Origin of the sequence: Streptomyces sp. TBY4 (genome assembly GCF_024213195.1) — a bacterium.
Classification (GTDB): Bacteria; Actinomycetota; Actinomycetes; order Streptomycetales; family Streptomycetaceae; genus Streptomyces.
Window position 1 is genome coordinate 277,651 of the sequence record NZ_JANAVF010000003.1, and the last position, 23,617, is coordinate 301,267.

The window sequence follows — 23,617 nt, forward strand, 5'->3', positions numbered from 1 at the left end:
TCGAGTGATGTGACGGGGCTTGAGAAGTCGTACGGCTGAGGAGAGTTCGGATGACCGTGGAAGCGAAGAGCACCGAGAAGGCCCTGCGGCTGCGGGAGCTGGGCGAGTCGCTGCTCGTCCTGCCCAACGCCTGGGACGCGGGCAGCGCGGCGGTGATCGAGTCGGCCGGGGCGCCGGCCATTGCCACCACCAGTGGTGGTGTGGCCTGGGGGATCGGGCGGGGGGACGGGCAGCACGCGACGGGGCCGGAGATGCTGGCGGCGGCCGCGCGGATCGTGGCGGCCGTGGACGTCCCGGTCACCGTGGACATCGAGGGCGGCTACGAGGACCTCGGGGCCACCGTGCGCGAGGTGGTGGCGCTGGGCGCCGTCGGGATCAACCTGGAGGACTCGAAGGCGTCCGACGGAACCCTCCGCACCGCCTCCGAGCAGGCCGAACGGATCCGTACCGCCCGAGCCGCAGCCGCCGGGGCCGGGCTGCCGGAGCTGGTGATCAACGCCCGTACCGACGTCTTCCTGTTCGGGATCGGCGAGGAGTCCGGCCGCCTCGCCGACGTACTGGCGCGGGTGGAGGCGTACGCCGCCGCCGGGGCGGACGGGATCTTCGTGCCCGGGCTGCTGGACCTGGAGGCCCTGGGCGAGATCGCGCGGGGCCCGCTGCCGGTCAACGCCATGGCCGGTCCGGGCGGCCCGTCCGTCGCCGAGCTGGCGAAGGCCGGGGTGCGCCGGGTCAGTGTCGGGACCGGTGTGGCGCAGGCGGCGTACTCGGCGGCCCGTGCCGCTGCGGTCGAGGTGCTGGAGCAGGGGACGTACGGGGCGCTCGAAGGGGCGGTCGACTACGGCACGCTCAACGGTCTCTTCGTGAAGTAGGGACCGGGACATGCACGTGGGCCGCTCCGGGGTGCGGAGCGGCCCTTGGCGTTCTGCCCCGATGTTTCACGTGAAACATCGGGCGGGAGTCAGTGGCGACGGCCGGTCCGCAGCAGGGTCGCCGCCACGACGAGCGCGGTGAGCATCAGCCCGGCTCCGATACCGAAGGCCAGGTGGTAGCCGCTGGTCAGGGCCGCGGAGCGGTCGAGGCCGGTGCCGAGCAGGGAGTCGGTGCGGGCGGCCGCCAGGGTGGAGAGGACGGCGACGCCGAGGGCCATGCCGATCTGCTGGGTGGTGTTGAACAGCCCCGAGGCGAGCCCCGCGTCCCGCTCGTCGGCGCCGGACATCCCGAGCGCGGTGAGGGCGGGCAGGGCCAGGCCGAAGCCGGCGGCCAGCAGCATCACGGGGAGCAGGTCGGTGACGTAGTCGGCGCGGACCGGGAGCCGGGTCAGCAGGCCCAGGGCGGCGACGAGCAGGGCGAGTCCGGCGAGGAGGACGCGCCGCTCGCCGAAGCGGGCGTTCAGCGGGGCCGAGGCGAAGAGGGAGACCGCGCCGATGACCACGGCCGCCGGAAGCATGGCCAGCCCGGTCTCGGCGGCTCCGTAGCCCAGCACGTTCTGGAGGTACAGGGCGACCAGGACCTGGAAGGAGAACAGCGCGGCCACCATCAGCATTTGGACCAGGTTGGCGCCGACCACGGTCCGCGAGCGGAAGACGCGCAGCGGTACCAGCGGGGTCCGGGCCTTGGCCTGGCGTGCGGTGAAGCCGGCGAGCAGGGCGAGGGAGAGGGCGCCGAGGCCGAGGGTGTGCGCGGAGAGCCAGCCGTAGCGCTCCACCTCGACGACGGTGAAGATGCCGAGCATCAGGCCCGCGGTGACCAGGAGGGCGCCGAGGACGTCGGCTCCGGCGCGCAGACCCAGTCCTCGATCGGCGGGGAGCGCGGGCAGGGCCAGCGCGAGGGCGGCCAGTCCTATGGGCAGGTTGATGAAGAAGATCCAGTGCCAGTCGAGGGCGTCGGTCAGGACCCCGCCGAGCACCTGGCCCAGGGAGGCTCCGGCCGCGCCGGTGAAGGAGAAGACGGCGATGGCCTTGGCCCGCTCGCGCGGCTCGGTGAACAGCGTGATCAGGATGCCCAGGCTGACGGCCGCCGCCATGGCGCTGCCGAGGCCCTGCAGGAACCGGGCGGCGATCAGCACCTCGGGCGAGCCGGCGAACCCGGCGAGCAGGGAGGCTCCGGTGAAGACGCCTGTCCCGGCCAGGAACATCCGCTTGCGGCCGATGAGGTCGCCGAGCCGGCCGGCGAGGAGCAGCAGGCTGCCGAAGGCGATCAGGTAGGCGTTGACCACCCAGCTGAGTCCGGCGGGGCTGAAGCCCAGGTCCTTCTGGATGGCCGGCATCGCGACGGTGACGATGCTGCCGTCGAGGACGGTCATCAGGACACCGGTGGAGAGCACTCCGAGGGCGGTCCAGCGGGAGCGCAGCCCGCGCGGGGTGGTCCCCGTGGCAGCGGTGCCGGTGGAGGCGGCCGGTGCGGTGGCAGGAGCGGCGGGAGCGGAAGTGGCAGGCATCTGTGTCCCCAGGCGGTGAGCGGCGGGCTGACTTGGTAGGACCGTATCAGATAGTTCCGTTGTAGACGATCTATTGGAGACTGAATTGCTAGAGTGGCGGACATGACTGCCATGGCACCCTCACCGAACGAGCCGGACCTCTCCTTCCTCCTGGACCACACCAGTCACGTCCTGCGCACCCGGATGGCCGTGGCGCTCGACCGGATCGGGCTCACCGCGCGGATGCACTGCGTGCTCGTGCACGCCCTGGGGGAGGAGCGGACGCAGATCCAGCTCGCCGAGATCGGGGGCATGGACAAGACGACGATGGTCGTCACCGTCGACGCCCTGGAGAAGGCCGGACTGGCCGAGCGGCGGCAGTCCAGCACCGACCGCCGGGCCCGCGTCATCGTCGTCACCGAGCGGGGCGCGGCCCTGGCGCAGGAGAGCACTCGCATCGTCGACCAGGTGCACGCCGAGGCCCTCGCCTCCCTCGCGGACGCGGACCGCGAGGCCGTGCTGCGCGTATTGAACCTGCTGGTCAAGGGCGATCTGGAGACCCCGTCGGAGAGCCCGCGGCCGGCCCGCCGGGCCCGCCAGTAGCAGCCGGGGCCCCGCCCGGGCATTCCCGGACCTTCCCGGGGCATCCCCCGTATGGCCCAGTCACAGGGCCGTCCCGCGCCTTCTGGCAGAGAGTGGGACAGGGCACTCGCCCCAGGGGGGCACCACCATGCCGGAGGCGTACGCACATGGGACTGTTCGACTTCATGAGGTCCGACAAGAAGAAGGAACAAGCCGAGAAGGCCGCCCAGAAGGCGGCTGAGCAGGTGCAGCAGCAGGCCGCGGACGCTCCGGCGCCGCCGTCCGCGATGCCCGCCGACACCGGGACCAAGTACACCGACGCGGCGGCGGCCACCAAGGCGGCCGCCGAGCGCATGGCGGCGGCCGCGCCGCCCAAGGCGGCACCGGCACCCCCGGCGCCCCCCGTCGCACGGCCCGCCCCGCACACGCCCACGCCGGCCTCCGCCGCGCACAAGGCGGTGCCCGCGGCGCCGATGCCGGCGGCCAAGCCCGCGCCCAAGCCGCAGCGCACGTACACCGTCCGCTCGGGTGACTCGCTCTCCGCGATCGCCCGCCGCGAGCTCGGCAACGAGGGCCGCTGGCGCGAGCTCTACGCGATGAACAAGGGCGTCATCGGCTCGAACCCCGACATGATCCACCCGGGGATGAAGCTCACCCTCCCCAACTAGGGGCGCACGTGAGTGGGGCCCGGATCCTGGAAAGGATCCGGGCCCCACTCACGTTTGCGCGGCCCCACTCACGTGCGCGCTCAGCGGTGCTTGCGCTTCGCGTCCTCCGCGTCGATCCGCTCCTGCACGGCCTCGGCCTCCGCCTCCAGGCTGGACGGGGTGCTCCTCGCCTCGTGCTCCTTCGCCGCCAGCTCCTCGTCGTAGGGGGCCGGAGCCTCCCCCTCACGCGACGACAGCTCGGTGGCGGCCGGCGGCTCGACGAGCCAGTCCGGGTTCGACTGCTGGTCCCACCACTTCCACGCGGCGAAGGCCGCGCCGGCCAGCAGGCCCACCACCGCCGCGCCCTTGAGCAGGTGGCCGCAGCGCGCCCGCCGCTCGTGGCGCCGTACGAGCTTCTGGACCTCCTTGGCCGATACCTGGCCGCGCAGTGCCGCCAGCGCGGCCGTCGACCGGGAAGCGGCCTCCTCGGCCACCGGCTGGGCCGCCGCGAGGGCGCTCTCCAGCTTCGGCTGCGTGTACTCCACTGCGTGCAGGGCCGCCAGACGGGTCTGCTTCACGGCCTTGGATGCGGCCCGGTCGACATTCGGCGGCACATGGGCGCGCGCGGTCCTGATCATGGGCTGTACGTGGCACCCGTACGTGTGGCGGGCCTGCTTGGCGGCCTCACCGGCCGCGTGCGACACCATCGGCGTGAGCCGTTCATTCGCTTCGTGGGCGTAATGCACCGCAGCGTGCTTGGCGGATTCCGCGTACGGCGCCACCACTTCCGCTGCGTGCCGCGCCGTATCCCTGGCACTTGACGCTGCCAGACGCACGCTTTCATTGCGGGTCACGGGAACCTCCTCCTCGGTGGCGGACACAGCTCACCTTTCCACCCTTTGTCGGATCATGCCTCCCATAACGCCGCCCGGCATGCACGACAGGGCATATGGGTGGACGATTTCCGTCCGGTGCGGCCCTCCGTGCGAGGATCTGAAACCGAGAGTGATGAGCAGTGTGACCAGTGATGACGAGGGAAGGCAGATCCGTGGCCGAGAAGCTCTACGCCACCCTGAAGACCAACCACGGCGACATCGAGATCGAGCTCCTGCCGAACTTCGCCCCGAAGACCGTGCGCAACTTCGTCGAACTCGCCACCGGTGAGCGCGAGTGGACGCGTCCCACGGACGGCCAGAAGACCACGGACCCGCTCTACGACGGCACCGTCTTCCACCGCGTCATCAGCGGGTTCATGATCCAGGGCGGTGACCCGCTGGGCAACGGCACCGGCGGCCCCGGCTACCAGTTCGCCGACGAGTTCCACCCCGACCTGGCCTTCACCAAGCCCTACCTGCTCGCGATGGCGAACGCCGGCCCGGGCACCAACGGCTCGCAGTTCTTCATCACCGTCGCCCCCACCGCCTGGCTGACGCGCAAGCACACCATCTTCGGCGAGATCGGCGACAAGGCCAGCCAGAAGATCGTCGACGCCATCGCCGCAGGTCCCACCAACCCCCGCACCGAGCGCCCCCTCGACGACGTGATCATCCACTCCGTCGTCATCGAGAAGCGCTGACCGCAGGGGAACCTTTCGGCCCCGCCCGTCCGTCCTCGATACGTACCGGACGGGCGCGGGCGGATCCGCGCCGCGCCGCCGACCGAGGGGACCGATGGACACCGACCGTCTTCCGGGCTGCTACCGGCACCCGGACCGCGAGACCGGGATCAGCTGTACGCGCTGTGAGCGGCCGATCTGCCCCGAGTGCATGATCAGCGCCTCGGTCGGATTCCAGTGCCCCGAGTGCGTCCGCGGGGGCTCGGGAACCGGCCACGGGGCCGCGGCCAACGCTCCGCGCACGATCGCGGGCGGGGTGGTCGCCGCCGATCCGTACCTGGTCACCAAGATCCTGATCGGGATCAACGCGGCCGTGTTCCTCGCCACCGAGATCTTCCCCGGGCTGGAGCTCCACCTGGCGCTGATCGGTTGGTACCGCGAGCTGGTGGGCGGGCCGGCAGAAGGCGTCTCCACCGGCGAGTACTACCGGCTGCTGACCTCGACCTTCCTGCACACCGAGCTGTGGCACGTCTTCGGCAACATGCTCGGCCTGTGGTTCATCGGCGGACCGCTGGAGCAGGCCCTCGGCCGGGCCCGCTACCTCACCCTGTACCTGCTGTCGGCGCTGGGCGGCAGCGCCGTGGTCTACCTGCTGACCCCGATGAACGCCGCGACCCTCGGCGCCTCCGGCGCCGTCTTCGGCCTGCTCGGCGCCACCGTGGTGCTGGCCCGCCGGATGCGGTACGAAATGCGCCCGCTGATCACCGTGGCGGTGTTCATGCTGCTGCTGACCTTCGTGCCGGGGCTGAACGTGTCCTGGCAGGCCCATATCGGTGGCCTGATCACCGGTGCGCTGGTCGCGCTGGGTCTCTTGTGGCCGACGAAGGACATGGGCGCGCGAAATCGGAAATTCGTCCAGTGGGGCACCTGTGTGGCGGTGTTCTTGCTGGCCACAGCCCTGATCGCGATCCGGACGGCCGAGCTTTCCGTCCTCAACTGATCACACCGGCGTCAACTCTCCACAGAGTTATCCACAGATCTTCTGTCTTTTCCTCAGGTGTGGATGACGCTGTGGATAACTCATGGGGAGAGCTTGCGGAGCCGGACTACTTCCACTGCGTGGAGACGCCGAATCCTGCCGCAATGAAGCCGAATCCGACCACAATGTTCCAATTTCCGAGGGCTTCGACCGGAAGCTTGGTCTCGGACAGATAGAAAACGACGATCCATGCCAGACCGACCAAGAAGAACGCCAGCATGACCGGGGCGACCCAGTTGCGGTTCGTCAGCTTGATCGACTGCGGCGTCCGCGTGGGGGGCGGCGTGTAGTCGTCCTTCTTGCGGATACGTGACTTCGGCACGAGGGGCTCTCCTGTCGATGGGCTGGGGACCTGGCCTGCCCCGGGCGTCCGTTAGCGTAGTGGACCTGTGGCGTTGAAGGAGAAGGGTACGTTGAGCAATTCCGACGACTCCTCCGCGGGTCCCCGTCGCCGTGCCAGACCGGTCCGGCTGCTCACGGCCGCCGTTTTCGCCCTGGCCGGCTTGATCTTCGTCACCAGCTTCAACACTTCCAAGGGTACGAACATCCGGACGGATGCCTCCCTCCTCAAGCTGTCCGATCTGATCCAGGAGCGCAGCCAGAGCAATCTGGAGCTGGAGAAGAGCACCGCCACCGCACGCGACCAGGTCGACGCCCTCGCCGAACGCGACAACGGGAGCACCCGGGCCGAGGACGCCAAACTGGCTGCCCTGCGCACCGCCTCCGGCACCGAGGAGCTCACCGGCAAGGCCGTGACGGTCACCCTCAACGACGCGCCCCCCAACGCCACGGCCCGCATCCCCAACGTGCCCGAGCCGCAGCCCAACGACCTGGTGATCCACCAGCAGGACCTGCAGGCCGTGGTCAACGCCCTCTGGCAGGGCGGCGCCGAGGGCATCCAGGTGATGGACCAGCGCCTGATCTCCACCAGCGCCGTGCGCTGCGTGGGCAACACCCTGATCCTCCAGGGCCGGGTGTACTCGCCCCCGTACAAGGTGACGGCGGTCGGCGACCCCGGCGCGCTGAAGAAGGCCCTCGCGGCCTCCCCGGCGCTGCAGAACTACCAGCTGTACGTGAACGCCTACGGTCTCGGCTGGAAAGTCGACGAGCACAAGGCGCTGACACTGCCGGGCTACTCCGGCACAGTGGACCTCCACTATGCGAAGCCGCTGGAGTCCTCCACCCCGTGATCGGGACGTCGACGTACCGCGCCTGCTGGTACGGACGTTCAGCGAGGTGTGCCTGACGGCGGGCTCGCTCATCGTGCTCTTCGTGGCCTACGTCCTGCTCTGGACCGGGGTCAAGGCCGACCAGGCCATGGACGGGGAGATGGCCCGCCTGCGCGACGGCTGGTCCGCGGCGCCCGCGGCCGCCCCGCAGCCCGCCCCCGCGCCGTCGGCCGCTCCGGCCGCCCACGAGACCGCCGCGTACCCCGCGGGCAAGGCCTTCGCCGAGATGTACGTCCCGCGGTTCGGCCGCGGGTGGAACAAGCCCGTCCTGGAGGGCACGGGCACCGAGCTGCTGAAGAAGGGCCTGGGCCACTACGCCGGTACGGCCCGGCTGGGCGGCACCGGGAACTTCGCGGTGGCCGGCCACCGGCGCACGTACGGGGACCCCTTCAAGGACATCCCCAAGCTGCGCCCCGGCGACGCCGTGATCCTCAAGGACGCCACCGGCTGGTACACGTACACCGTCCGGGCCGAGGCGCTGCGCACGCTGCCCACCGAGATCGGCGTGGTCGATCCGGTGCCGGCCCGCTCGCCCTTCACCGGGACCGGCAAGTACCTGACGCTGACCACCTGCGACCCGGAATGGGGCCACAGCCACCGGCTCGTGGTCTGGGGCGAACTGACCGGTATGCGGACCCTCGCACAGGGCGCACCGGAGGGTTTGGCAAGGTGACCCTCCGCCCCGGGCGGGTGGCTTTAGGCTGTGGACGCACCGCCCCCGCGGTGCGTTGAACGATCGTGGACGAAAAGGACACAGGCGGCATGTACGGCTGGATCTGGCGGCATTTGCCGGGTAACGCGTGGGTACGCGTGATGATCTCCCTCGTGCTGGTGCTCGCGGTGGTGTTCGTGCTGTTCCAGTACGTCTTCCCGTGGGCCGAGCCGCTGCTTCCGTTCAACGATGTGACGGTGGACGAGGGATCGGGAGCGACTCCGTGAGCGCGCGCATTCTGGTGGTCGACAACTACGACAGCTTTGTCTTCAACCTGGTCCAGTACCTCTATCAGCTCGGGGCCGAGTGCGAGGTGCTGCGCAACGACGAGGTCGAGCTCGCCCACGCCCAGGACGGCTTCGACGGAGTCCTGCTGTCCCCGGGGCCGGGGACGCCGGAAGAGGCCGGCGTCTGCGTGGACATGGTCCGCCACTGTGCGGACACGGGCGTACCGGTCTTCGGCGTCTGCCTCGGCATGCAGTCGATGGCGGTCGCCTACGGAGGGGTCGTCGGCCGGGCTCCGGAGCTGCTGCACGGCAAGACCTCGCCGGTGGTCCACGAGGGCCTCGGCGTCTTCGAGGGACTGCCCTCGCCCTTCACCGCGACCCGCTACCACTCCCTCGCGGCCGAGCCGCCGACCCTCCCGGACACGCTGGAGGTCACGGCGCGGACCGAGGACGGGATCATCATGGGCCTGCGCCACCGCGAGCACGACGTCGAGGGCGTGCAGTTCCACCCCGAGTCCGTGCTGACCGAGTGGGGCCACCGGATGCTCGCGAACTGGCTGGTGCGCTGCGGTGACGCGGGCGCCGTGGAGCGCTCGGTGGGGCTCGCCCCGGTGGTGGGCAAGGCCGTCGCGTGACGGCTCTCGCGCCGTCCGCGCCCACCGAGGGCCGGGCAGCGCGACGCAGGGCAGCACAGGCGGCCGCGAAGCGTACGCGCACGCGGGGCCGCGGCCAGGGCCGCGGCCGGCGGCGCAGGCGGCCGGCCTCGGGCGGGCCGGTCGTGGTCGTCAGCAGGCTCTCCGGGGAGCTGTTCATCACGCTGGGCCTGGTGATGCTCCTCTTCGTCGGCTACCAGCTCTGGTACACGAACTTCCTGGCCGGCCGGACGGCCGACGACGCGGCGGGCTCGCTGCTCCAGAACTGGGACCGCGCTCCGGCCGGGGCGGCCGCCCCGCCGGTGGCGGCGTTCGAACCGGGCCAGGGCTTCGCGATCCTGTACATCCCGAAGCTGGACGTGAAGGTGCCGGTCGCGGAGGGGACGAACAAGGCCAAGGTCCTCGACAAGGGCATGGTCGGCCACTACTCCGAGGCGCCGCTCGCGACCGGGATGCCGGCCGATCCCCAGGGCAACTTCGCCCTGGCGGGGCATCGCAACACGCACGGCGAACCGTTCCGCTACATCAACCGGCTGGTGCCGGGGGACAAGATCGTGGTGGAGACGCGGGACGCGTACTACACGTACGAGATGAGCTCGCAGCTCGCGCAGACCCCGCCGTCGAACGTGTCGGTCATCAAGCCGGTGCCCGCCGGATCGGGATTCACTTCCCCGGGCCGGTACATCACGCTGACCACCTGCACCCCGGAGTTCACCAGCACCTACCGGATGATCGTATGGGGCAGGATGACCGCTGAACGCCCCCGCAGCCAGGGTGCTCCGCCCGAGCTGACCAGCCCGTAGAGGATCCGCAGTGTCACGTGTCGCACCGCCCCCGCGCCGCAGCGCCCTCGCGGGGTTCCTGAGCCTGCTGGGCGAGCTCCTGATCACGGTGGGCCTGGTGCTCGGGCTGTTCGTGGCGTACTCGCTGTGGTGGACGAACGTCCTCGCGGACCGGGACGCGTCGGCGCGCGGGGACGCGGTGCGCGAGCAGTGGGAGCGGGCGGCGCCCTCGCAGGACGCGGCCGCGGCGCCGGGGGCGCTGGACACCCAGGGCGGGATCGGCTTCCTGCACGTGCCGGCGATGAAGAACGGCGAGGTGCTGGTCAAGAAGGGCACCGACTCGGAGGTCCTGAACGACGGCGTCGCCGGGTACTACACGGAGCCGGTGAAATCGGCGCTGCCGTGGGATCCGGCGGGCAATTTCGCGCTGGCGGCCCACCGCGACGGGCACGGGGCGAAGTTCCACAACATCGACAAGCTGAAGAACGGCGACGCGGTCGTCTTCGAGACCCGCGACACCTGGTACGTGTACAAGGTCTTCGCGGAGCTGAGCCAGACCTCGAAGTACAACGTGGACTCGATCAGCCCGGTCCCCAAGGAGTCGGGCCGCACGGCCCCGGGCCGCTACATCACCCTGACCACCTGCACCCCGGTGTACACCTCGAAGTACCGCTACATCGTGTGGGGCGAGCTGGTCCGCACGGAAAAGGTGGACGCGAAGCGAACGCCTCCGGCGGAGCTGCGCTGATTCCGAGAGCGACAGCCCGACCCTTTCGGAATCACCGCAGGACCTGGAGCACCACTCCGGCGCTCCAGGCCTCCAGAAGCCCCCTGTGGACGGCCGTGACACCTCCCTGGGCGGCGATGGCCAGGGACTCGCGGGTGAAGGCGCAGGTGGCCACGTAGAGGGCCACGTCGGCCCGGTGGAGGACCTTGGCGGCGCCGAGGAACTTCTGCATCTCCCCGCTGAGGACGTGGCGGAACGGGGCGAAGTTCTTGCACTGGACGGCGACCGACCGCCCGTCCGCCGTCCGGGCGGTGATGTCGACCCCGCGGTCGCCGCCGTGCCCGCCGTACACCTCGACGTCGGTGCAGCCGTCGCGGCGCAGCAGGTCGGCGACGTGCAGCTGGAACTCCTTCCGGCTCATGGCGTCGATGGTGCCGATGACTCCGGTGAGCGCCTTCACGTCCTGGCCCCGCTGGAGGCGGCTGAGCTGGAGGTCGTGCTCGACGAGCCGCTGCTGGATCTGCTCGACGTCCTCCCGAAGGGAGATCAGTTCGTGGCGCTGTTCGCCGGAGGTCTCGATGAGGACGTTCAGCATGGGCACGACGGTCTTGCCGAGTACGTCGGTGATCCGGCTGTCGATCCGCTCGTCGAGCTCGTCCCAACTGGGCCTGTGGATAAGGTTGTCCACAGGGCGTGTGCGGGCCTCGGCCTCGGTGTCGAGGAGGTAGGTACGCACCTGACGTGCGACTTTGCTGTCCCTGAGGAGCATTCCGACGTTCAGGACGGCCCGGCGGGGGAACACTGCGAGTGACGAAACTTGTGACGGAATGTCACCGAGTTGCTTGAAGTAACTCAGTTCTGTACCTGTCAAAACTCGGTAGCCGCTGGACTCCAGTTCCTCGCGGTGGTCGAACAGCAGGGCGCGAATCACGACCTCGGTGACCTCGTAATACGCCGCCACCATCGCCGTCGTCACGTGCAGCCGGTCCGGCAGGAGCGACAGCACCTTCACCCTGTCCAGTACGTCCGTCCGCTCCAGGACGCTCGTGCGCAAGGTCTTGGACTCGAGCAGCACCGATTCGTTGATCATGATCCGTCCCTCCCGGGCGGGCCCTGCTGCCCGCCCCGTCCGGGTTAACGAACTTCGTACATATGAAGACACGTACGTACGGAAAACGGGTCCGGCCCCTCTCGTGGAGAGGGGCCGGACCCGTTGGTGCTCGGTGGCGGTGGGGGCTAGTTGCCGAGGCCTCCGATGAAGCCGCCGCCGCCGTTGTCGTTGCCGCCGTTCTGCTGGTTGTCCGGCATCGTGACCACGTTGATCACCGTGCCGGTGGTCACCGGGCTGCCGGCGCCCGGGTCCGTGCTGAGGATCCTGGCCTTGCCGTCCGAGGAGCCCGACAGGACGGATCCGAAGATCAGGCCCTTGGAGGCGAACTCGGCCCGGGCCGCGTTGATGGTCTTGCCGACCACGTTCGGGACCTGGAGCTGCTGGACCGCCTTGGCGACCGAGATGTTGACCGTCGAGTTGACGTCGACCTGGTTGCTGGGGCCGGGGTCCTGGCTGACGACCGTCTTGGGGGCCGTGCCCGGGGGCGCGTCCACCTCCGTGATGCTGCCGAGCTTCAGCTTGACGGCCTGCAGGGCCTTCGCCGCGTCGGCCTGGCTCTTGCCGGTCAGGTCCGGGACGGTCACCTGGGAGATTTCCTTGGCCACCGTCAGGGTGATCGTCGAGCCCTTTTCGGCCTCGCCGCTCTTCGGGTTCTGCTCGATGACCGTGCCGGGAGTCCGCTCGGACTCGACCGGCTTCTTCTCGACCTGGAAGCCCTTTTCCTGGAGCGCCTTCTCCGCGTCGGCGATCGCCAGGTTGACGACGTTCGGGACGAGGACCTTGGGGGCGCCCGTGGAGATCTTCACCTTGACCACGGAGTTCTTGGCGACCTTGGTGCCTTCGGCGGGGTCCTGTTCGCAGACGCTGCCCTTGGGGGCGGCGTCGCAGGCCATCTCGCCGGCCTGTTCGACGACGAGGCCGACGTTGGTGCCGTTGGACTTGGCCGCTTCGAAGGTCTCGCCGATGAGCTTGGGCACCGCGGGCCGGTTGTCGGCGGTGGTGTCGAAGATGGTGCGGCCGATGAGGATCGCGCCGACCAGGACGAGGATGCCGGCGGTGACCAGCAGGATCGTGGAGGCCTTGCTCTTCTTCTGCGGACGCCGGCCGCCGCGGCCGCCCTGGTCGTAGCCGCCCTGGTCCCCGTAGCCGTAGCCGCCGTCGCCCGGGGGCATCGGCGGGAGCATGGAGGTCTGGTTCGGGTCGGCGGTGCGCAGGGCGGTGGTGGGCTGGTCGTAGCCCTGGTGTCCGTAGCCGTGGCCCTGGTCGGGGTAGCCGTATCCGGGGGCGCCCATGGAGGCGGTGGCGGCGACGGGCTGGCCGTCGAGGCAGGCCTCGATGTCGGCGCGCATCTCGTCGGCGGACTGGTAGCGGTAGTCCGGGTCCTTGACCAGTGCCTTCAACACGATCGCGTCCATCTCGGGCGTGATCTCGGGGTCGAAGTTCGACGGGGGCTGCGGCTCTTCCCGTACGTGCTGGTACGCGACGGCGACCGGGGAGTCGCCGATGAAGGGCGGCCGGACGCTGAGGAGCTCGTAGAGGAGGCAGCCGGCCGAGTAGAGGTCGGAGCGCGCGTCGACCTGCTCGCCCTTGGCCTGCTCCGGGGAGAGGTACTGGGCGGTGCCAATGACGGCGGCGGTCTGCGTCATGGTCATGCCGGAGTCGCCCATGGCGCGGGCGATGCCGAAGTCCATGACCTTGACCTGGCCGGAGCGGGTCAGCATGACGTTGGCGGGCTTGATGTCGCGGTGCACGATGCCGGCGCGGTGCGAGTACTCCAGCGCCTGGAGGATGCCGATGCACATCTCCAGGGTGCGCTCGGGCAGCAGTTTGCGGCCGGAGTGCAGGAGTTCGCGCAGGGTCGAGCCGTCGACGTACTCCATCACGATGTACGGGATGGAGATGTTGTCGACGTAGTCTTCGCCGGTGTCGTACACGGCGACGATCGCCGGGTGGTTGAGCGACGCGGCCGACTGGGCCTCGCGACGGAACCGGGCCTGGAAGGACGGGTCGCGGGCGAGGTCGGCGCGCAGGGTCTTGACGGCGACGGTACGGCCGAGCCGGGTGTCGTGGGCGAGGTAGACCTCGGCCATGCCACCACGGCCGAGCACGTGGCTCAGCTCGTACCGGCCGCCGAGGCGACGCGGCTCTTCCATAACGTGCAGCCCTCTCCGTCAGTCCCGACCGCACCCGTGTGTGGTCCGGCGGTGTGCTGTTCGCGCAAAGGCTACCGGCCGATCGTCGGTGATCGGTTCGTGACCACAGGCTGATACCGGACCGGTACCGTGCGCTCGGATCCGGGCGGGAATGGTGACCCGGATCACATCTGTGTGCCCCTTGCGGCTCTTTGGTGGCCCTCGGCCCCGTCCGTCACCCCTTGTTGCTCTTGAGGACGGCCTGCATGACGGCCTTGGCGACGGGGGCGGCGAGGCCGGCGCCGGAGATGTCCTCGCGGTCCGCGCTGCTGTCCTCGATGACGACGGCTACGGCGACCGGCGAGCTGCCGTCGGAGTTCTGGGCGTAGGAGATGAACCAGGCGTACGGGCGCTTCTTGTTGCCCTCGCCGTGCTGGGCGGTGCCGGTCTTGCCGCCGACGGTCGTGCCGTTGATCCTGGCGGTGCGGCCGGTGCCGTTCTCGACGACGTTGACCATCATGGCCCGGACCTTCTCCGCGTTCTCGGGGGAGAGGGGCCAGCTCATCTCCTGCGGCTCGTGCTTCTCGATGACGTCGACGTTGGGCGATTCCAGCTGCTTCACCATGTACGGCTTCATCAGCTTGCCGTTGTTGGCGATGGCGGCGGTGACCATGGCCATCTGCAGCGGGGTGGCCGCGGTGTTGAACTGGCCGATGGAGCTGAGGGCGTTGCCGTCCTTGCCCATGGTCTTGTCGTAGACGCTGGCGAAGGCGCGGACCGGGGTGTCGATCTTGTCGTTGTTGAAGCCGAACTTCTCGGCGGTCTTCACCATGTTGTCCCGCCCCACCTTGTCGCCCAGGTTGGCGAAGACGGAGTTGCAGGAGACCTGCAGGGCGTAGTTGAGGGTGGCCTTGCCGCAGTTCGGGGCGTGGTTGACCATCTCGGTCTTGGTGCCCGGGAGGATGTACGGGTCCTCGGTGTCGGTCGGCGCGTTGATGTCGGTGACGACGCCGTTCTCCAGCGCCGCGGCGGCGGTGACCACCTTGAAGGTGGAGCCGGGCGGGTAGGTCTCGCGCAGGGCGCGGTTGACCAGCTTCTTGTCCTCGCTGTCCTTGAGCTCGACCCAGGCCTTCTCGTCGGCCTTGGAGTTGCCGGCGAAGGAGCTGGGGTCGTACGAGGGGGTGCTGACCAGGGCGAGGATCGCGCCGGTGCGCGGGTCGATCGCGGCGACGGCGCCCTTGTTGGAGCCGAGCTTGTTGAACGCGGCCTCCTGCGCGGCGGCGTTGAGCGTGGTGACGACGTTGCCGCCGGCCTTCTTCTCGCCGGTGAACATGCCGATGGTGCGGTCGAAGAAGAGCCGGTCGTCGTTGCCGGTGAGGATGCCGTCCTCGAGGGATTCGAGCTGCGTCGAGCCGAAGGCCTGCGAGGCGTAGCCGGTCACGGGGGACCAGAGCGGGCCGTTGAGGTAGGTCCGCTTGTACTTGTAGTCGCTGCCGTCGGTGACGGCGGAGCCGGTGATGGCCTTGCCCTCGACGATGATGTTGCCGCGTTCGGTGGCGTACTGGGCGATCTGGACCCGGCGGTTCTCCTTGCGGGTGCTGAGCTCCTCGGCCTTGACGTACTGGATCCAGTTGGTCCGCACGAGCAGGGCCAGGACGAGCAGCCCGCAGAAGATCGAGATGCGGCGCAGGGGCTTGTTCATGACGGGCGGACCACCTGGGTCATCTCGGAGTCGGGGGACGGTGCCGGGGCCGGGGCAGGGCGGCGTGCGGTGTCGCTGATCCGGATGAGGACGGCGATGAGGATCCAGTTCGCGAGGACGGAGGAGCCGCCGGACGCGAGGAAGGGCATGGTCATGCCGGTCAGGGGGATGAGGCCCATGACTCCGCCGGCGACCACGAAGATCTGGAGCGCGAAGGCGCCGGAGAGGCCGATCGCGAAGAGTTTGCCGAAGGGGTCGCGGGCGGCGAGGGCGGTGCGCACGCCCCGCTCGATGATCAGGCCGTAGAGCAGGAGGAAGGCCATGACCCCGGCGAGGCCGAGCTCCTCGCCGACGGTGGCGAAGATGAAGTCGGAGTTGGTGGCGAAGCCGATGAGGTCGGAGTTGCCCTGTCCCCAGCCGGTGCCGAGGACCCCGCCGGCTCCGAAGCTCATGATCGACTGGGCGATCTGCTCGCAGGCTCCGGCGTCGAGCCCGCGCCGCTCCCAGCAGCCGAACGGGTCCATCCAGGCGCTGACCCGGGCTCCGACGTGGCTGGAGAAGCCGGCCACGACGACGGCGCCGCCGACCGACATCAGCAGGCCGATGATGATCCAGCTGGTCCGCTCGGTGGCCACGTACAGCATGATCACGAACATGCCGAAGAACAGCAGCGAGGAACCGAGGTCGTTCTCGAAGATCAGGATGAGCAGGCTCACCGCCCAGATCACCAGGATCGGGCCGAGGTCGCGGCCGCGCGGCAGGTAGAGCCCCATGAACCGGCGGGAGGCCAGGGCGAGGGCGTCGCGTTTGACCATCAGGTAGCCGGCGAAGAACACCGCGAGGACGATCTTCGCGAACTCTCCGGGCTGGATGGAGAATCCGGCGACGCGGATCCAGATCTTGGCGCCGAAGACGTCCGCGCCGAGGCCGGGGACGAGCGGCAGGAGGAGCAGCACCAGGGCCGCGACCATCGAGATGTAGGTGAACCGCTGCAGGACGCGGTGGTCCTTGAGCACCACCAGGACGCCGGAGAAGAGGGCGATCGCCATCGCCGTGTACATCATCTGCCGGGGCGCGGACTCGGAGAAGGCGCCGAACGAGCGCTTCGCCAGGTTCTGCAGGCGCTCGGACTGGTCCAGTCGCCAGATCAGGACGAGGCCCAGCCCGTTGAGGAGGGTGGCGATCGGCAGCAGCAGCGGGTCGGCGTACTTGGCGTAGCGCCGTACGACGAGGTGGGCGATGCCCGCCAGGACGCCGAGGCCGAGCCCGTAGGTGAGCATGCCCGGGGGCAGCTTCCCGTGGATCGACAGGCCCGCGTTGGCGTAGGCGAAGATCGGGATGACCACGGCGAAGGCGAGCAGCAGGAGCTCGGTGTTCCGCCGGCTCGGCAGCTCGATGGCGCCGATGGTGGTCGTGTTGGTGACAACGCTCATGGTGTGGCGGGCCCCCTGTGCCCGCGTATGTCTACTGCTTCTCGCACTGGCCGACGACCGACTGCTCCTCGGCAGTCAGGGCGGGGCCGGGTGTTTGGTTGCCCTGTGCCTCGGCGGCGCGCCGTTCCTCGTCCTTCTTGCACGCGGAGGCCTGGGTGCCGAGCTCGTCGATCTTGGCGCGGGCTCCGTCGAGGCTGCTCTCGCTGATCGTGTCCACGACCTGCTTGCGCTTGAAGGACGGGAGGTACTTCAGTTCGATGTCGGGGCGGTCGGTCTCCACCTTGGAGAGCTCCATCGGGCCCAGCTTCTGGCTGATCCCGCGGAAGAGCGCGATGTGCTCGCCCTTGGCCCCGATGTAGAACTGCGTCTGCGTCCAGCGGTAGCCCGCGTACAGTCCGCCGCCGATGACACCGAGGACCACGAGCAGCGTGAGCGTGCGCGTGGTCCACTTGCGGCCCTTGCCGCGGCGCCTGCGGGGGTGGTCGTACGTGTCCTCGTACCCGGAGTCGCCGTCGTACGGGTCGGGGTCGCCGTAGCTGCCGTACGCGTCGGCTCCGCCGCCCTGTCCCTGGGCGCCGTAACCGCCGTAACCCGGGGCCTCGCCGCTGCCGGGAGGGCCGAAGGCGCCGGCGGGCGGGCTCTGGCGGCCGAGCCCGGAGGCGCGGCCGGCGGGGGTCTGCATGGCGTTGCCGCCGTCGAAGAGCTGGTGGTGCTGGTTCTCGGCGACCGCACCGACGACGACCGGGGTGTCGTTGACCTGCGCGGCCAGGGTGTCGTTGCTGTCGGTGTCGAGCACGTCGGCCACGATGCAGGTGATGTTGTCGGGGCCGCCGCCGCGCAGCGCGAGCTGGATGAGCGAGGCCACGGTCTCGCGGGGGCCGTGGTAGTCGGCGAGGGTCTCCTCCAGGGTCTGGTGGGAGACCACGCCGGAGAGCCCGTCGGAACAGATCAGGTAGCGGTCGCCGACCCGGACCTCGCGGATGGAGAGGTCGGGCTCGACGATGTCGCCGCTGCCCAGCGCCCTCATCAGCAGGGAGCGCTGCGGGTGGGTGGTGGCTTCCTCTTCGGTGATCCGGCCCTCGTCGACGAGGCGCTGCACCCAGGTGTGGTCCTGGGTGATCTGCGTGAGGACGCCGTCGCGGAGCAGGTAGGCACGGGAGTCGCCGACGTGGACCAGGCCGAGGCGCTGTCCCGTCCACAGCAGGGCGGTGAGCGTGGTGCCCATGCCCTCGAGCTGGGGGTCCTCCTCGACCATGACGCGCAGCTGGTCGTTGGCGCGCTGCACGGCGGTGCTGAGCGCGGTGAGCATGTCGGAGCCCGGGACGTCGTCGTCGAGCTGCACGAGGGCGGAGATCACCTCGGAGCTGGCGACCTCACCGGCGGCCTGGCCGCCCATGCCGTCGGCGATCGCGAGGAGGCGGGGACCGGCGTAGCCGGAGTCCTCGTTGCCCTCCCGGATCATGCCCTTGTGCGATCCGGCGGCGAACCGCAGGGACAGACTCATGCGCACCTGCCCAGTCGACGCCTCGGGGTACAACCGGTCTCGAGCCACACTGCCCACCCTCCGGCCTGGAGCGCGCTCGGGTCCGTGTCCCCGGTGGGACGGACCGCTGCGGCTCGCTCGCTCCGCTCGCTCATTCTCGTACTACTTCCGCAGCTCGATGACGGTCTTGCCGATGCGGATCGGGGCGCCCGGCGGAATGGGCGTCGGGGTGGTCAGCCGGGTCCGGTCGAGATACGTGCCGTTGGTGGACCCGAGATCCTCGACGATCCACTGGCCGTCACGGTCGGGGTAGATCCTGGCATGCCTGCTGGAGGCGTAGTCGTCGTCCAGCACGATCGTGGAGTCGTGGGCGCGGCCCAGGGTGATCGTCTGGCCGGCGAGGGCCACCGTGGTGCCCGTGAGGGTGCCCTCGGAGACGACGAGTTTGGTGGGTGCACCGCGGCGCTGGCGCTGCTGCGGTGGGGTCGCCGGCTGGCGGCCCTGCTGCGTCGGGGCGCCGGAAGCGCCCCCGCCGCGGCGGGAACCGCGCTGCGTGACTCTCGTACCGAAGAGGTCGCTGCGGATGACCTGGACGGCCACGATGACGAACAGCCACAGAACGGCCAGGAAACCCAACCGCATGACCGTCAGGGTCAGCTCTGACATTGCCCCCGCTTCACCCTTCGGCTTGCCGGTAAATGATGGTGGTGCTGCCCACGACGATCCGTGAACCGTCGCGGAGCGTAGCGCGGGTGGTGTGCTGCCCGTCCACCACGATGCCGTTGGTGGACCCGAGATCCTGGATCGTCGAGGGCGTTCCGGTCCGGATCTCACAGTGCCGGCGCGATACGCCGGGGTCGTCGATCCGCACGTCGGCCTCGGTGCTCCGGCCGAGTACGAGCGTAGGGCGCGAGATCTGGTGGCGGGTGCCGTTGATCTCGATCCAGTGGCGCCGGACGGCGCCTCCGGGAGGTACGGGGGCCGGTCCGCCGGGGCCGCCGGGGCCCGTCCGGCGGGCGCCCGGTCCGCCCGGGGGCGGACCCGCGGGCATGGGCGGCGCGGAGGCCGGGGGGTACCCGTAGCCGCCGGGCTGGGCCGGGGGGGCCTGGTGGCCCTGCCCCTGGCCCGGACCGGGCTGGCCGGGGGACTGGGAGGTGCTGGAGGCGAGCGTACGGCTGCGGACCCGGTAGAGACCGGTGTCCAGGTCGTCGGCCTTCTCCAGCTGGACCTTGATGGGGCCCATGAAGCTGTAGCGCTGCTGCTTGGCGTAGTCGCGGACGAGGCCCGCGAGCTCGTCGCCGAGCTGGCCGGAGTAGGGGCTCAGGCGCTCGTAGTCGCCCGCGCTCAGCTCCACGATGAAGTCGTTGGGGACGACGGTGCGCTCGCGGTTCCAGATGGTGGCGTTGTTGTCGCACTCGCGCTGGAGGGCGCCCGCGATCTCCACCGGCTGGACCTCGGACTTGAACACCTTGGCGAAGGTGCCGTTCACCAGACCTTCGAGTCGCTGCTCGAACCGCTTCAGGACTCCCATGGGGCACCTCCTCCGTCGTTGTCGCCCTGTACTGCTTACTGATCGTATCCACGCGTGGCGGATTCGGGTGGTTCCCCATCGGTCACGTGCGCATGAGTGTTGGTCCTCACAAGCGATCGTAGGGGCGCCCCGAGCACAGTGTCCCGCACCGGCGGGCGGGTGCGGGAGGGGCGGTCGTCGGCGGGCCCGGGGGGAGCACGAAAAGCGATGTGAATCCAGCCCCTGCGACGTGCTAATGTTCCGATGTCGCCAGGGGAACGGCCCGCAAGGGAAGAACCACTGGTCGTCACTAGCGCGAGTGGCGGAACGGCAGACGCGCTGGCTTCAGGTGCCAGTGTCCTTCGGGACGTGGGGGTTCAAATCCCCCCTCGCGCACAAGTGAGAACCCCCTCACCGGAGAGATCCGGTGAGGGGGTTCTTTCGTTGTGCCCGGGGGTGGGGGCACGGGTGCGGGCGTGATGAGGGTCTCGGTTGCTAGTGAGGGGTCAGGGCGGCCGTGGTGGTGGCCAGGGCTTCGTGGGCGAAGAAGGCCGTGACCTCGTCCGGGGTGGCACCGGTGCAGGTGTGGACCAGGTCCCACAGGTCGCACCAGGCGCGGCGGACCACGGCCGCGAAGGAGCGGTCGTCCAGGGACGCCGCCGCGGCGACGGCCTGGAGCCGCATCAGGGGGAGGTGTTCCCCGGTGCGCAGGAGCCCGTCGCGGGCGCGGGCCATGGCCTCCAGGGCCTCGGTGCCCCGGAGCTGCCCGGCGGCGTGCCCGTACACCGCGGCGGTCTGCTCGAAGGAGCGGACCGCCGCGGCCTGGAACAGGGCGCGCTTGGTCGGGTAGAGCCGGAACAGGTACGGCTGGGAGACGCCGGCCCGTCGGGCGATCGCCCCGGTCGGGGTGCCGTGGTAGCCGCCGGTGGCGAACTCGGCGACCGCGGCCCGGAGCACGGTCTCCCGGCGTTCGTCCGCGCTCAGTCTCACGAGAGCCCGCGGGGCGACAGTCCGCGGGACACGGTCAGGGGGTCCCAGTCGGGGCCGCGCTCCGGGAGCACCGCGGGATCGCCGAGCACCGAGCCCGAGTGGACCTCGTGCATGAGGCGGCGGCCGAGGATCTGGCCGGCGCAGGCGATGCCGCTGACCGCCGAGCCGGTGATGCCGTTGCCGTACCGGGTGTTGGCGCCGGCGATGTGCAGGCCCTCGATGAGGGTGGCGGTGTCCGGGCGGGCTCCGGTGGCGCCCCACTGGGCCATGCCGAAGGGGGTGCCGCCGGTGGAGAGCGTGTACCGCTCCTGGGTGAGGGGGGTCGCCGTCTCCAGGTGGGTGATGTGGCCGCGGAACGGGCCGAGGAACTCCTCCGCGGCGTCCAGGACGGACTCGGTGAGCCGCGCCTTCTCCTTGCGGTACACGGGGTCGTCGCGGTACTGCCCGCCGTCCGCCGGGCCTTCGGTGGCGCCCCAGTGCGCGAGGCCGGGCGGGCAGAGCGTCATCAGCTGGAAGTTGGAGTGGCCGGGCGGGCAGATGCGGCGGCCTGCGGGGTCCTTGCCGGAGGCGAAGGACATGAAGAGGAAGTCGGTGGTGGAGGACGGGGAGGGGGAGCGGAGCTCCTCGTAGAAGCGGCCTATGTCCTCGCCGCGGTACCACCAGACGTTGGCGTGGCGCTCGATGTCCTTGTCCAGGGCCACGTAGACGGTGGCCCAGGGCAGTGCCATCCGGGCGTCCCGGGTCTTGGCGGCCAGGCGGCGGGGCAGCCGGTCCGCGCCCACCAGGTCGAGCATGGTGCGGCGGTAGTCGGCGTTCGAGACGACGACCGGGGCCGTGGCGCTGCTCCCGTCGGCGAACTCCACGCCGCGGGTGCGGCCGTCCTCGATGGCGATCCGCGTCACCCGGGCGCGGGTGCGCAGGGCTCCGCCGTGGGAGCGGATCACTTCGAGCAGCCCGCCGGCGAGCATCTGCCCGCCCCCTTGCGGGTAGTAGGCGCCGCGGACGTAGTGGTCGATGAGGGTGGCGTGCGTGGCGACGGTCGCCTCGTCGGGGGACATCCCGTAGTTGGGCGACTGGGCGGCGAGCAGGGTGCGGGCGCGGGTGGAGAGCGCGCAGTGGTCGAAGAGCTCGGTCAGGGTCCGCCGGCCCCAGGCCACCGACTGCGGGGCGTGGTGCTCGAGCTCCGCCATGGGGACGTCGGCGGCGGAGATGATCGCGTCGCGGCGCTCGCGGCCGAGCCCCTCCACGACGTCGAGGAAGGTGTCGATCCCGGCGGCGTCCTCGGGGCAGGCCTCCTGGAGCCGCTCGCGGTAGCGCTTCCAGTCCGCCGGCATGTCGAGGGTGGTGCCGCCGGCCACGATGCGGTCGAAGCCGTCCGGGTCCATCTCCTCGTACGGAACCCTGCCGCGCAGCCCGAGTCCGTCCAGGATGGCCGGGAGGATGCCGTCGGGGCCGCAGTCGCCGAGGTAGTGGACGCCGACGTCGAACTCGTAGACGCGGCGTCTGCGGAACACGTGGCTGTTGCCTCCCGCGACGGCTCCCTGCTCGGCGACCAGGACCCGCTTGCCGCCGACGGCGAGGTAGGCGGCGCACACCAGCCCGCCGATGCCCGAGCCGATGACGATCGCGTCCCAGTGGGTGGGGGTGGGGGTGGGGCTCGTGTTGTCGGTGGTGTTCATGCGGCGCTCCGTACGAGGGTCCTCGGGACGGCGGGAAGCTGGCCGGGCTCGGAGATGGTCAGGCGGGACACCCGGGGGGTGGTCTGGCGGGCCAGTGCGGTGAGGGTGCGGCCGGGGCCGATCTCCACGAACATGTCGCAGTACAGGCCGTCGGCCATGGTGCGCACCGAGTCCGCCCAGCGCACCGGGCCGGTCAGCTGGCGCTCCAGGAGCTCCGGCCAGCCGTCGGGGCCGTGGTGCGGCCGGGCGTCCGCGTTGGCCACGACGGGCGCGGATCCGCGGTGGAACCCGGTGGCGGCGAGGGTGGGGGCGAAGGCCGCCGCCGCTCCGGCCATCAGCGGGGTGTGGAAGGCGCCGCCGAGGGGGACCGGCTCGATCCGGGCGGCCCCCAGCTCGCGGGCCAGGGTCCGGCAGCGGGCCACGGAGTCGGGGTCGCCCGACAGGACGGTCTGCCGGACCGAGTCGAGGCGGGCCACCCAGACCCGGCCGCCGGCCTCGCGCACCGACTCCGCGGCGCGCTCCAGGGCTTCGGGGGCGAGCCCGTGCACGGCCGCCATGGTGCCGGGGTCGGCGCCGGCCGCCTCCCGCAGAACCCTGCCGCGGGCGGCGACCAGGCGTACGCCCTCGTCGAAGCCGATGATCCCGGCGGCCGTGAGCGCGGAGTACTCGCCCAGGCCGTGGCCGGCGCAGACGAGGGGCCGGGCGGCCGCCGGCAGGGCCTGGCGCAGATCGGCGAGGATCACCATCTCCAGCGCGTAGGTGGCGAGCTGGGCGGCGTCCGTCCGCGGCGGGTGGTCCGCGCCGCCGTCGGGGTCCAGCAGCAGCCCGGGCACGTCGTACCCGGACACCTCGCCCGCCCGCTCGGCCAGGAACCAGTTCGGGGAATCGGACCAGAGCCTCCCCATTCCGGGATGCCGTGCGTCCTCGCCCGGAAAGAGCAGGGCCAACCGTGGTCCGCGCAATGCGCTCATCTCGACCTCTTCCCCCTCGGATATCACCGTCCCGGTG

Annotated in this window: 23 protein-coding genes, 1 tRNA gene and 1 pseudogene; 12 read left to right on the top strand and 13 right to left on the bottom strand. The window is 70.5% G+C overall.

Going from position 1 to position 23,617, the window contains the following annotated elements; translation table 11 throughout:
* Positions 1-50 precede the first annotated feature (50 nt).
* Complete coding sequence (locus tag NLX94_RS09205) at positions 51-869, top strand: isocitrate lyase/phosphoenolpyruvate mutase family protein (protein WP_254382113.1); 819 nt, start codon at positions 51-53, stop codon at positions 867-869.
* An 89-nt stretch (positions 870-958) separates the two neighbouring features.
* Here the strand turns inward: NLX94_RS09205 and NLX94_RS09210 are convergent, their stop codons facing one another.
* Positions 959-2,437, bottom strand: coding sequence for an MFS transporter (locus NLX94_RS09210; RefSeq protein ID WP_302169048.1), 1,479 nt, complete (start codon positions 2,435-2,437; stop codon positions 959-961).
* A gap of 102 nt (positions 2,438-2,539) precedes the next feature.
* Between NLX94_RS09210 and NLX94_RS09215 the strand changes: the two genes are divergently transcribed.
* The gene (locus NLX94_RS09215; RefSeq protein WP_254382114.1) at positions 2,540-3,019 is read left to right on the top strand and encodes a MarR family winged helix-turn-helix transcriptional regulator; all 480 of its coding nucleotides are present in this window, start codon (positions 2,540-2,542) and stop codon (positions 3,017-3,019) included.
* Between the two features lie 146 nt (positions 3,020-3,165).
* Positions 3,166-3,666, top strand: a complete 501-nt coding sequence (locus tag NLX94_RS09220; RefSeq protein ID WP_254382115.1) for a LysM peptidoglycan-binding domain-containing protein — start codon at positions 3,166-3,168, stop codon at positions 3,664-3,666.
* 80 nt (positions 3,667-3,746) lie between these two features.
* Here NLX94_RS09220 and NLX94_RS09225 read toward each other — a convergent pair whose 3' ends face one another.
* On the bottom strand, positions 3,747-4,499 hold the full coding sequence (locus NLX94_RS09225; protein ID WP_254382116.1) for a DUF5324 family protein: 753 nt from the start codon (positions 4,497-4,499) through the stop codon (positions 3,747-3,749).
* Between the two features lie 194 nt (positions 4,500-4,693).
* On the opposite strand from NLX94_RS09225, the gene NLX94_RS09230 reads away from it, so the two are divergent.
* Complete coding sequence (locus NLX94_RS09230) at positions 4,694-5,221, top strand: peptidylprolyl isomerase (RefSeq protein WP_254382117.1); 528 nt, start codon at positions 4,694-4,696, stop codon at positions 5,219-5,221.
* A 94-nt stretch (positions 5,222-5,315) separates the two neighbouring features.
* Complete coding sequence (locus tag NLX94_RS09235) at positions 5,316-6,200, top strand: rhomboid family intramembrane serine protease (RefSeq protein WP_254382118.1); 885 nt, start codon at positions 5,316-5,318, stop codon at positions 6,198-6,200.
* Between the two features lie 106 nt (positions 6,201-6,306).
* On the opposite strand, the gene crgA is transcribed toward NLX94_RS09235, so the two are convergent.
* Positions 6,307-6,561, bottom strand: a complete 255-nt coding sequence (gene crgA / locus NLX94_RS09240; protein WP_254382119.1) for a cell division protein CrgA — start codon at positions 6,559-6,561, stop codon at positions 6,307-6,309.
* Between the two features lie 91 nt (positions 6,562-6,652).
* On the opposite strand from crgA, the gene NLX94_RS09245 reads away from it, so the two are divergent.
* The 6 genes and pseudogenes from NLX94_RS09245 to NLX94_RS09270 all read left to right on the top strand — a co-directional run bounded on the left by NLX94_RS09245 (position 6,653) and on the right by NLX94_RS09270 (position 10,590).
* Entirely contained in the window at positions 6,653-7,429 is a 777-nt protein-coding gene (locus NLX94_RS09245) for a DUF881 domain-containing protein (protein ID WP_254382120.1), read from the top strand.
* The gene (locus NLX94_RS09250; RefSeq protein WP_254382121.1) at positions 7,398-8,141 is read left to right on the top strand and encodes a class E sortase; all 744 of its coding nucleotides are present in this window, start codon (positions 7,398-7,400) and stop codon (positions 8,139-8,141) included. Before NLX94_RS09245 ends, NLX94_RS09250 begins: the two co-directional genes overlap by 32 nt.
* 65 nt (positions 8,142-8,206) lie before the next feature.
* Positions 8,207-8,407 (top strand): hypothetical protein, encoded by a 201-nt coding sequence (locus NLX94_RS09255; RefSeq protein ID WP_254382427.1) that lies wholly within the window; start codon positions 8,207-8,209, stop codon positions 8,405-8,407.
* On the top strand, positions 8,404-9,042 hold the full coding sequence (locus tag NLX94_RS09260; protein WP_254382122.1) for an aminodeoxychorismate/anthranilate synthase component II: 639 nt from the start codon (positions 8,404-8,406) through the stop codon (positions 9,040-9,042). The genes NLX94_RS09255 and NLX94_RS09260 overlap by 4 nt, the downstream gene beginning before the upstream one ends.
* Positions 9,043-9,185: 143 nt before the next feature.
* Positions 9,186-9,863: pseudogene (locus NLX94_RS09265) on the top strand (class E sortase); the annotation flags it as partial.
* A 10-nt stretch (positions 9,864-9,873) separates the two neighbouring features.
* Complete coding sequence (locus NLX94_RS09270) at positions 9,874-10,590, top strand: class E sortase (protein ID WP_254382123.1); 717 nt, start codon at positions 9,874-9,876, stop codon at positions 10,588-10,590.
* Between the two features lie 31 nt (positions 10,591-10,621).
* Here the strand turns inward: NLX94_RS09270 and NLX94_RS09275 are convergent, their stop codons facing one another.
* The 7 genes from NLX94_RS09275 to NLX94_RS09305 form a co-directional block, all read right to left on the bottom strand.
* Entirely contained in the window at positions 10,622-11,659 is a 1,038-nt protein-coding gene (locus tag NLX94_RS09275; RefSeq protein WP_254382124.1) for a restriction endonuclease, read from the bottom strand.
* A 146-nt stretch (positions 11,660-11,805) separates the two neighbouring features.
* The gene (pknB, locus tag NLX94_RS09280) at positions 11,806-13,833 is read right to left on the bottom strand and encodes a Stk1 family PASTA domain-containing Ser/Thr kinase (protein ID WP_254382125.1); all 2,028 of its coding nucleotides are present in this window, start codon (positions 13,831-13,833) and stop codon (positions 11,806-11,808) included.
* A gap of 214 nt (positions 13,834-14,047) precedes the next feature.
* Positions 14,048-15,514: a penicillin-binding transpeptidase domain-containing protein gene (locus NLX94_RS09285; protein ID WP_254382126.1), complete on the bottom strand. Its 1,467-nt coding sequence runs from the start codon at positions 15,512-15,514 to the stop codon at positions 14,048-14,050.
* A complete protein-coding gene (locus tag NLX94_RS09290; RefSeq protein ID WP_254382127.1) occupies positions 15,511-16,947 on the bottom strand; it encodes an FtsW/RodA/SpoVE family cell cycle protein in 1,437 nt (478 codons plus the stop codon). Before NLX94_RS09290 ends, NLX94_RS09285 begins: the two co-directional genes overlap by 4 nt.
* A 31-nt stretch (positions 16,948-16,978) precedes the next feature.
* A complete protein-coding gene (locus tag NLX94_RS09295) occupies positions 16,979-18,451 on the bottom strand; it encodes a PP2C family serine/threonine-protein phosphatase (protein ID WP_254382128.1) in 1,473 nt (490 codons plus the stop codon).
* Positions 18,452-18,592: 141 nt separating this feature from the next.
* On the bottom strand, positions 18,593-19,096 hold the full coding sequence (locus NLX94_RS09300) for an FHA domain-containing protein (RefSeq protein WP_254382129.1): 504 nt from the start codon (positions 19,094-19,096) through the stop codon (positions 18,593-18,595).
* A gap of 10 nt (positions 19,097-19,106) precedes the next feature.
* Positions 19,107-19,961, bottom strand: a complete 855-nt coding sequence (locus NLX94_RS09305; RefSeq protein ID WP_254382130.1) for a DUF3662 and FHA domain-containing protein — start codon at positions 19,959-19,961, stop codon at positions 19,107-19,109.
* Between the two features lie 292 nt (positions 19,962-20,253).
* Here NLX94_RS09305 and NLX94_RS09310 point away from each other — a divergent pair.
* A tRNA-Leu gene (locus tag NLX94_RS09310) sits at positions 20,254-20,336 on the top strand.
* Positions 20,337-20,435: 99 nt separating this feature from the next.
* Here the strand turns inward: NLX94_RS09310 and NLX94_RS09315 are convergent.
* From NLX94_RS09315 to NLX94_RS09325, 3 genes are read right to left on the bottom strand one after another with little or no spacing between them, the layout of a single operon-like run.
* Positions 20,436-20,930, bottom strand: coding sequence for a TetR/AcrR family transcriptional regulator (locus NLX94_RS09315; RefSeq protein ID WP_254382131.1), 495 nt, complete (start codon positions 20,928-20,930; stop codon positions 20,436-20,438).
* Complete coding sequence (locus NLX94_RS09320; protein WP_254382132.1) at positions 20,927-22,609, bottom strand: NAD(P)/FAD-dependent oxidoreductase; 1,683 nt, start codon at positions 22,607-22,609, stop codon at positions 20,927-20,929. The genes NLX94_RS09315 and NLX94_RS09320 overlap by 4 nt, the downstream gene beginning before the upstream one ends.
* On the bottom strand, positions 22,606-23,514 hold the full coding sequence (locus NLX94_RS09325; protein WP_254382133.1) for an ACP S-malonyltransferase: 909 nt from the start codon (positions 23,512-23,514) through the stop codon (positions 22,606-22,608). The genes NLX94_RS09320 and NLX94_RS09325 overlap by 4 nt, the downstream gene beginning before the upstream one ends.
* Positions 23,515-23,617: the final 103 nt, after the last annotated feature.